We start from the raw sequence: 9,358 nt of genomic DNA, 5'->3' as shown, positions 1-9,358 counted from the left end.
GATTTGTCGATCGATTGCCAGAAAATATCTCGATGTCTCAAATTAAAGATATCGATGATGTGGTGGCATCGGGGTTATTTAAAGCTAATTATTGGCAGTGGTTAGAACAGATTGCCGACTACTATCATACGTCATTAATTCAAGTGATTAAGGTTGCTTTACCACCCGGACTATTGACTCGATCGCATCGTCGAATTAGGGCAATTGGTACGGATGCAAATTTAGATGTTTTCTTGAGCGATATTGCCAAGCAAATTCTCAGGCTATTAAATTCGCAGCCAGCTAAGAACTATAGTTGGCAACACATTCAAAAGCAAATCCCTTCAGCTAAAAGAGGTTTGCGAGAATTACTCGATAAGAACTTAGTTGTATCTTATTTAGAGTCTGGTAAAACCCAACAGCCTAAGCTCCAAAAAGCGGTAGTTTTAACATCAGAGTTACTTGGCGACGATTTAAACGATCGCCAAAGATCGATCGTCGAGATTTTAAAACAACACCAGGGGGAATTGTGGCAATCAGATTTATTGAAGCTAATTGAATCTAAAAGTTCCGCAATTTTAAAAGGTATTGCCGATAAAGGTTATATTGCGATCGTCAATCAAGAAAAACTACGATCGGATCGAGAAGTAGGCATTTTTCAACAAGAACCAGCCAAACTACTAACTACAGATCAGACAGCAGCATTGGCGGTAATTAACGAACTATCAGGATTTGCCCAAGTATTACTACATGGCGTTACGGGTTCTGGGAAAACCGAAGTATATCTACAGGCGATCGCAAAGATAATAGCACAACACAAATCGGTACTGGTATTAGTCCCCGAAATTGGATTGACCCCCCAATTAACCGACAGATTTCGATCGAGATTTGGGGATAAAGTGGGCGTTTATCATAGTGCCCTCAGCGATGGCGAACGCTATGACACCTGGAGACAGATGTTAAATCAAACTAATCCTATTATCATCGGCACTCGATCGGCAATTTTTGCACCATTACCCAATCTAGGATTAATTATCCTCGATGAAGAACACGATTCTAGTTTCAAACAAGACCAACCAGCACCCACATATCAAACCAGAGATATCGCCAACTGGCGCGCGCAGCTAGAATCTTGTCCTCTAATTCTCGGCTCTGCTACTCCCTCTCTAGAAACGTGGGTAAATGCAATGGAGACAGGGGAACAGAAAGAATATTTGTCCACACCCCCCCGGTGGTTGAGCGGAGCCGAAACCACACCCCCCTCCTCCTACTACCTTCCCCTCCCTACCCGCGTGCAAGCGCGTCCATTACCGCCAGTCGAAATTGTCGATATGCGCCAAGAATTGCAGCAGGGTAACCGTAGCATCTTCAGTCGATCGTTACAACAGGCACTGCGCCAGATGCAATCGCAAAACCAACAGGGAATTTTATTCATCCATCGGCGGGGACATAGCACCTTCGTCTCGTGTCGGAGTTGTGGCTACGTGTGCGAGTGTCCCAATTGCGATGTTTCGCTAGCTTACCACCAGCCCGGTACTGTCGAAAATGCTCATCTGCGCTGTCACTATTGCAACCATTATCAGCCGCAACATCGCCAGTGTCCCGAATGTAGCTCCCCCTACTTCAAATTTTTTGGCAGTGGTACCCAAAGAGTCGTCGAAGAATTAGCGCGCGACTTTCCCCAACTGCGTTGCCTGCGGTTCGATAGCGACACTACCCGTACCAAAGGCGCACATCGCCAGATCTTGACCGCATTTGCCCGTGGTGAGGCAGATTTACTCGTCGGTACCCAAATGCTCGTTAAAGGATTAGACCTGCCACAAGTCACCCTGGTGGGAGTGGTGGCTGCTGATGGATTGTTACACATGTCCGATTATCGAGCTGCCGAACGGACGTTTCAAACTCTGGCTCAAGTTGCCGGGAGATGCGGACGTGGCGATGAGCCGGGGAAAGCCATCATTCAGACTTACAACCCAGAGCATCCGGTGTTAATCGCCGTCACCAAGCACGATTATGCGGCGTTTATTGCGGCGGAATTACCAGAACGGCGAATGCTCGACTATCCCCCTTATGGTGCGCTAATTTTACTCAGATTTAGCAGCCTCGACGAACATGCAGTCGAAAAAACGGTGACAGAAATTGGTTTGGCTCTAAATGAGGCGGCAATTGCCGGACGTTACGAAGTTTTAGGCCCAGCACCCGCAACCGTAATGCGGGCGAATAACCGCTACCGCTGGCAAATTATGATTAAATATCTACCAAATGGAACGGCGACGCTCCCAAATTGGGACGTACTCAGAGCTAGCTGCTCTAATTTAGTCAGAATGACGATCGATGTCGATCCGCAGAATTTCTTCTGATTCTCCTCCGGACTGTTAGAATCGAGATGCTTGTTTCGTCAAGCTGGCTTGACGCAATCGGGTGCCTGATATTTACTAGCAAATTCATACCCAATCATTAAAATTTCAGTGTATCTTGTGATACTTTCAGCAAAATTGTTACAAATTGCAAGTAAGTGATATTGTAAGATGAAGTTAGTTAAATTTAAATTAAAAATATATCTCAACTGTCCCCATGAGTGATACACCCATAGATAACCTAAATGTGTCGATCGAAGCTCCTGCTGTAGAGACACCCCCAACACCAGAAGAACTCAAGTCCAAATTTGTTAAATATGCCATGCGGAACATGGTCAAAAAGGGCGGCAAATCGCTTCAACACTTTGCCCTCAGTGCGATCGGGCTGTTAACACTTTTTGTTGGTTTAGCCTACTTAACTAGATAACCTAGCGATTGGATCTGTGGTTAAATCTCCTCAAACTCCACCTCCAGTCACCCTCAACCAGTTGCTATCGACTCGATGAATTTAGAATTAATCGTCCAAGATCTCTATCAGCCCAGTGTAATTGAAGAAAATACCTGGGTAAACTGGTTTCAAACCTGGCTAGAGATCCCCGGTTTGCAATTACCACCCGCAGATGCTTATGAGTTGAGTCTCAGGCTCACTACCGATGCCGAAATCCAAGCTCTGAACTCGCAATTTCGCAAGCTCGACCGACCCACCGATGTCCTCTCTTTTGCCGCGATGGAGGTCGATTTCCCTGAAATAGCCGATGATAACGCCGATTTAGTCTTATATTTGGGCGATATTATCATTTCTGTCGATACGGCTGTAATTCAAGCCCCCGAACATGGGTATTCTCTAAGAAAGGAATTAGCTTGGCTTGCCAGTCATGGATTACTACATTTACTCGGATGGGATCACCCCGATGACGAAAGTTTATCGTTAATGTTGGAACAGCAACAAACTTTTTTGACATCTAGTGGTATATAAATAGTGACTCTGGTATCGAAGACGATCCGCTGTCAGCCATAAGTGTGAACTATCTAACTAATAAATCATTATTTTCTCCGTAGGAGTCACCTGTCTATGCAGACTAAACTAGAAAAAACCGCCAACCCTAACATCGGTCAATCAGATATGGCTAGTAAATCGTCTACTTCCGCTGGGCACCAGTTAGATCGAAGTCAGCGCGTAAAGGCTTGGCGGGTAGCAACGAGCATTGGTGTGAGCTTCAAGTATGCTGCTGCTGGCGTGACATACGCCTTTAATACCCAGCGAAATTTTCGGATTCACTGTGTAATGGGCACCTTGGCAATTAGCATCGGTGCCCTTTTGCATTTAAGTAGTGTTGAGATGGCAGTTATCTGTATCACTAGCGGTCTAGTTTTGACCCTAGAACTATTAAACACCGCGATCGAATCGGTTGTCGATCTGACTGTCGGGCAAACCTATCACGAACTCGCTAAAATCGCCAAAGATTGTGCGGCTGGTGCCGTGTTAATTTCGGCTGGAGCATCGGTGTTAGTCGGTTTTTGCTTGGTGGTGCCAAAATTACTGCTACTGTTCGCTCATTAGGCGCACAGGGTCGCTAGAGCCAAACCATCATCCGCTCAGTAGACAAGTAGCGAGTTAAATCTATACTCGTTGGTGCTGCCTACTGGAATGAAAATCGCGATTTTTAATTTTGAATCGATCGACGATCCTGTTACACTGTAAAAGATTGAGATAGTGTAACGATGATTTTAGTTATTGATAATTACGACAGCTTCACCTACAATCTCGTTCAATATTTGGGCGAACTCGGACAAGAGTTAGCGATTGCTAAGGATATTCGCGTCTATCGGAACGATCGGATTACCTTAGCCGAGATCGATACTCTCGCGCCTGATGGCATTTTAATCTCGCCAGGGCCGGGTCGTCCAGAAGATGCTGGCGTGTCGCTGGCAATTATTAGCGAGTTAGGCTCTCGGTATCCGATTTTAGGTGTCTGTCTGGGACATCAAAGCATCGGTCAAGTATTTGGCGGTAATGTTGTCGCCGCACCGATTTTAATGCATGGTAAAACTTCCCAAATCCACCACGACGGTACTGGTGTATTTGCAGGGCTAGACAATCCATTTACCGCTACTCGTTATCATAGCCTGGTTATCGATCGAGACACCTGCCCAGATTGCCTACACATTAATGCCTGGGTAGAAGATGGCACCATTATGGGAGTCCGACATCGCGACTATCCCCACGTCGAGGGCGTACAGTTTCACCCAGAGAGTATTTTGACTAATTCTGGCAAACAGTTACTCCGCAACTTTCTGACATCGATTAAATCGCCAGCTAGATCGCTCGATTCATAACCCCATTGTAATGCCGTTCGATCGGCTTGGGTATACTAACTTTAAGGTCGAACGCCAAACAAATGTACTATAATATTTGTGGTGATGTTTGCATTACACCTAAAAGTTACTCGATCTCGATCGATATTTCTATGACTAGTCACCAATTATCAGCACCGCTCTCTGAGAGAATCGAGATTATCGTCGATAAACTCAAACAAACCCATCCCAATGCCACCTACGAACTAGATTGGGAAAATCCGCTACAGCTATTAATTGGTACCATCCTCGCCGCTCAATGTACCGACGAGCGCGTCAATCGAGTCACCAAAAGCTTATTTCCTAAATACCCCACCGCCGCCGCTTATGCTGCCGCCGAGCTGTCGGAATTAGAGCAAGATTTAAAACCAACAGGCTTTTACCGTAAAAAAGCCCAAACAGTTCAAAACGTCTGTCAGGTGCTGCTCGAACGCTTTGATGGCGAAGTACCGCAGACAATGGCACAACTGGTAGAATTGCCTGGAGTCGCCCGCAAAACAGCAAATGTCGTCCTTAACTGCGCCTTTAGCATCCCTTCTGGCGTAATTGTCGATACCCATGTCGCTCGTGTCAGTCAGCGGATGGGATTATCTGGGCAAAAAAATCCCGATAAAATCGAGCAAGATTTAATGAAACTCGTACCACAGTCAGAATGGGTCTTTTTTGGCCCAGCAATGGTGCTGCACGGTCGTTATACCTGTACTGCTAGCAATCCCCAGTGCAGTCAGTGTGTATTGATAGATGTTTGCGAACAGAAGCTTTAACCCATACAAATTTATTGAAAGATAGTCAGTTGAAATCGATATTCCTCAATAACCTACGTCGGCTGGACTTCGTTTCTAGATCTAAATCCCCCAACCCCCTTGGAAAGGGGGCTTTGAAAGTCCCCCTTTCCAAGGGGGATTAGGGGGATTCAAACCAATTTCGCTTTTCTCCAGAGATGTGTATGTAGCCTTAATCAGGGGAAGGTGCCACAGGCGGTGGGATTAGTTTAACTGCTTCAAGAAATAAGATTATCAACCTCAAAATTAATCATCAATGTCTAATCCAGCAATTTCTAACTCGTGGCAACAGGTACTTTCAGCAGAATTTGAACAGCCATATTTTCAAAAATTGCAGAATTTTATTAGCACAGAGAGACAAACTCAAACTATTTTCCCCAGTGATGCGGATGTCTTTTCAGCATTTGAATTAACACCTTACGAAAACGTCAAGGTTTTAATCCTCGGACAAGATCCATATCACGATGATAACCAAGCACATGGATTGTGTTTTTCAGTCAAACCCGGCATTAAAACACCACCATCGTTAGTCAATATTTATAAAGAACTCCATACCGATATCGGATTTAATATTCCCAAGCATGGATATCTGGTAAACTGGGCAGAGCAAGGCATACTGATGTTAAATGCGGTACTAACCGTGCGATCGCATACGCCGAATTCTCATAAAGATAAAGGTTGGGAAACTTTTACAGATGCCGTAATTAGTCAGGTGAGCGAGAAAACAGATTCGGTTATCTTTGTGCTATGGGGTGCTTACGCCCAAAAGAAATTAAAATTAATCGACACCACCAAACATTTAGTCATTCAATCGGCACATCCTTCACCACTTTCGGCACGAAATGGTTTTTTTGGAAGCAAACCTTTTTCGGCAATTAATACAGCTTTAAAGTCATTCGGACAGCCAGTAATTAATTGGCAACTTCCCGATCTTTAGTCGAGTTCGATCTCTTCATAGATCCATTCAACCGATCTAGCTAGATCCGATCGATTTCATTGACATTCGGGCTTACTGCCGATCGCTTAATTAGTTTACTACTAATACAATACTCAAAATACCCGATCGAGTAACACACTCAGCAGTAAAGTAATATATTTAGTCTACTACGCACCATGACCATTACGATTGGGGAAAAGCATCGATCTTCATACTGTGCAGTTATTTTTTAACAACGCTCACAAAGTTTTACAAGTTAGTACTGTCAAACTTCTACACTAGCTACTACACTAGAGATAATGCGTTAGGAATAGAGCATATCGAGACAATTTACGGCAACTTACAGGGATTAAAATCCAATCAGATCAAACAACTGCGGAAGCTATATAATGAAAGACTTCCAGGCGATCGACTGACTACGCCAGAATTCGCTCAGAAGCTAGCGGCGATTAGTGCGGAAATTCGCGACCCAGTTAGTGTGTATATCAATCGGCGCGGTCAAGTTATCCGCTTGGGTGTAGGTACTCCCGGTCAAACTCAAATTCCACCATTAGAATTACCCCGCTATGGTGCGGAGCGGTTGAGTGGGATTCGGTGTATTTCGACTCAGCTTAAATCGGACATTCCCAGTGAGAGTGCGCTGACTGCGATGGCGATTCAGCGTTTGGATGCGCTGGTCATTTTGAATATTACTGGTAGCGGCTTTCAAAAGCGCGGTGGGGGTGCGACGGGATATATTCAGGATACCTATCTCGCGCACTTAGTACCGCATCCAGAGATTAATTGGACGATCTCGCCGCCTTTAAGCCTCGATGACGTTAGTGAGCAAGATTTTCTCGATTTGGTCGATGGGATCGAAAGTGAATACGCGCGGGATGTTGCCAATCAAAATGTCGCTGATGAAACCGATCGAGTATTATTAGTGGGTATTAAAACTGACTATGTGACTACTCAGCGATTTAATGATGGATTGGAAGAGATCGTTAAATTAGTCCAAACTGCTGGCGGGGAAGTCCTCCAAACCGTCCAACAAAAACGATCGAAACCCCATCCCCAAACTGTCGTCGGGGAAGGCAAGATCCAAGAAATTGCCCTCGCCGCTCAAAAAATTGGGGCAAATCTGATCGTCTTCGATTGCAATTTGTCCCCCAGCCAGGGGCGAAATTTAGAAACCCAAATCGGGATTCGGGTAGTCGATAGAACTGAAGTAATTTTAGACATCTTTGCCCAACGCGCTCAATCTGGAGCGGGTAAATTGCAAGTCGAACTCGCCCAACTAGAATACATGATGCCGCGTCTGACCGGGCGGGGTCAAGCCATGTCTCGGCAAGGTGGTGGGATTGGCACTAGAGGCCCTGGGGAGACCAAATTAGAGACCGAACGCCGGACGATTCAAAAGCGGATTTCGCGGCTCCAGCAGGACGTGAACCAGCTTCAAGCGCATCGTTCGCGGCTGCGGCTCCAACGTCAGCATCATGATGTCCCATCTGTTGCTTTAGTCGGATATACCAATGCGGGCAAATCTACCCTGCTCAATACCCTGACTAATTCTGAAGTTTACATCGCCGACCAGTTATTTGCCACCCTCGACCCGACGACGCGGCGGTTTCAGGTACCAGCCAGTAATGATGGAGACTTGCGGCAAATATTACTCACCGATACGGTGGGTTTTATCCATGAGTTACCACCACCGTTGATGGATGCTTTCCGTGCCACTTTAGAGGAAGTTACCGAAGCAGATGCGCTAATTCACCTCATCGATCTTTCCCATCCAGCTTGGCATAGTCATATTCGCTCGGTGATGGGGATATTAAGTGAGATGCCGATCGCACCGGGGCCATCATTAATCGTGTTTAATAAGATCGATCGGGTCGATAGCGAACGATTGGCTCAAGCTGAGGAAGAATTTCCTAATGCGGTGTTTATCTCTGCCTCCGAACGACTGAGTTTAGATACTCTTCGCCAGCGAGTCGGACAGCTAATTGCTTATACGGTACCAGCATAACTTAGCTGTTTCAAAATAGCTTACAGCCAGAACGATCTCGGCTAAATCAACCTTACACATTGAATCATGACTTTTTAGTTACCTTTTAACCTAGATCCTAATCGGGATCCGGGTTAAGCTATGGGCATCTGTACTTAACAGGAACTTAATTAATCTAGTTTCCCGGAGAGTCTACAGGGTGGTTTAATCGATCGTGCGGGAGTCGGTAAGCGTCAAGTTTTTACGATCGACTCCTTTGCCTTTTCCCTAAAACCCATCTCGGTCTTTTTATAATAGCTACAGTTTTTAACTTAACTTGCACCCTTAAATCCTCCCAACATTCTCATGCTGGGACTTATTGCATTCTTACAAGATCTTTGTTACAATTCTTAATAATAGATAACAAGCAACTTTAAAATTCAGCATTAACAGCCGGATCGGAGATTAATAGCGAGATCGCACTAGTTTTTGTCAGAGTCTAAGGAACGAGTTTTCTCCTCCCAACACAGCTATTTTACCAACAGGTCGGTCGATCGGTTGGTTTTTTCATCACGAAAATTTCGCCATCTACTCCCACTAAGCCTAAGGTGATTCCCACGGACAGAAGTATAGCTATTCGTGGGAATCATCTAAAATCTAAAACCTAAAACCTAAAGCCTAAACACCGAATAACTTCTTCGCTGCGCGTTCGCTTCTGGCTTCGGCTGATTCCATTACTTCCGACATTTTTTCTAACATCTCGCCAGCATGGTTTTCAAGAACTCTGGTAGAGAGGGAAATTTTACCATTACCTTCATCTAAATCGATAATCATCGCCTTAATTTCTTGTCCGATCGTAAAGACTTTTTCACAGTCTTCAACCCGACTTTCACTAATTTGTTTGATATAAATTAGACCAGTATTCCCATCAAAATCGACAAAGGCACCAAATTGTTTTAGTCCGACGATCGTACCAGTTACTAAT

Annotated in this window: 9 protein-coding genes; 8 read left to right on the top strand and 1 reads right to left on the bottom strand. The window is 45.0% G+C overall.

The window, feature by feature from the left end; genetic code table 11:
* The 8 genes from priA to hflX all read left to right on the top strand — a co-directional run.
* Window positions 1-2,339 (top strand): primosomal protein N' (priA, locus tag Q0R35_RS17145; RefSeq protein ID WP_295621227.1); only part of this gene is annotated, 2,339 nt, incomplete at its 5' end.
* 214 nt (window positions 2,340-2,553) lie between these two features.
* Complete coding sequence (locus Q0R35_RS17140; RefSeq protein WP_295621224.1) at window positions 2,554-2,763, top strand: DUF3285 domain-containing protein; 210 nt, start codon at window positions 2,554-2,556, stop codon at window positions 2,761-2,763.
* A gap of 75 nt (window positions 2,764-2,838) precedes the next feature.
* Complete coding sequence (gene ybeY / locus Q0R35_RS17135; protein ID WP_295621221.1) at window positions 2,839-3,312, top strand: rRNA maturation RNase YbeY; 474 nt, start codon at window positions 2,839-2,841, stop codon at window positions 3,310-3,312.
* Between the two features lie 147 nt (window positions 3,313-3,459).
* Window positions 3,460-3,897 (top strand): diacylglycerol kinase family protein, encoded by a 438-nt coding sequence (locus tag Q0R35_RS17130; protein ID WP_295621233.1) that lies wholly within the window; start codon window positions 3,460-3,462, stop codon window positions 3,895-3,897.
* 161 nt (window positions 3,898-4,058) lie between these two features.
* Complete coding sequence (locus Q0R35_RS17125) at window positions 4,059-4,673, top strand: aminodeoxychorismate/anthranilate synthase component II (protein ID WP_295621219.1); 615 nt, start codon at window positions 4,059-4,061, stop codon at window positions 4,671-4,673.
* A 131-nt stretch (window positions 4,674-4,804) separates the two neighbouring features.
* Window positions 4,805-5,455: an endonuclease III gene (gene nth, locus Q0R35_RS17120; protein WP_295621216.1), complete on the top strand. Its 651-nt coding sequence runs from the start codon at window positions 4,805-4,807 to the stop codon at window positions 5,453-5,455.
* Window positions 5,456-5,729: 274 nt separating this feature from the next.
* Window positions 5,730-6,410, top strand: coding sequence for a uracil-DNA glycosylase (locus Q0R35_RS17115; protein ID WP_295621213.1), 681 nt, complete (start codon window positions 5,730-5,732; stop codon window positions 6,408-6,410).
* 319 nt (window positions 6,411-6,729) lie between these two features.
* Window positions 6,730-8,415, top strand: a complete 1,686-nt coding sequence (gene hflX, locus Q0R35_RS17110; RefSeq protein ID WP_366944932.1) for a GTPase HflX — start codon at window positions 6,730-6,732, stop codon at window positions 8,413-8,415.
* Between the two features lie 636 nt (window positions 8,416-9,051).
* Here the strand turns inward: hflX and Q0R35_RS17105 are convergent.
* On the bottom strand, window positions 9,052-9,358 hold a 307-nt coding region (locus tag Q0R35_RS17105; protein WP_295621209.1), incomplete at its 5' end, for a S1 RNA-binding domain-containing protein.

The organism is Chamaesiphon sp. GL140_3_metabinner_50 (assembly GCF_025361915.1).
In the GTDB taxonomy this organism is placed as follows: Bacteria; Cyanobacteriota; Cyanobacteriia; order Cyanobacteriales; family Chamaesiphonaceae; genus Chamaesiphon.
The sequence above is the reverse complement of the archived record's forward strand: the minus strand, read 5'-3'. Positions and strand labels throughout refer to the sequence as shown.

Coding starts and splice junctions, on each gene's coding strand:
- Q0R35_RS17115 (WP_295621213.1), top strand. CDS start 5,730: ATGTCTAATCCAGCAATTTCTAACTCGTGGCAACAGGTACTTTCAGCA.
- Q0R35_RS17130 (WP_295621233.1), top strand. CDS start 3,460: ATGGCTAGTAAATCGTCTACTTCCGCTGGGCACCAGTTAGATCGAAGT.
- nth (WP_295621216.1), top strand. CDS start 4,805: ATGACTAGTCACCAATTATCAGCACCGCTCTCTGAGAGAATCGAGATT.
- Q0R35_RS17140 (WP_295621224.1), top strand. CDS start 2,554: ATGAGTGATACACCCATAGATAACCTAAATGTGTCGATCGAAGCTCCT.
- ybeY (WP_295621221.1), top strand. CDS start 2,839: ATGAATTTAGAATTAATCGTCCAAGATCTCTATCAGCCCAGTGTAATT.
- Q0R35_RS17125 (WP_295621219.1), top strand. CDS start 4,059: ATGATTTTAGTTATTGATAATTACGACAGCTTCACCTACAATCTCGTT.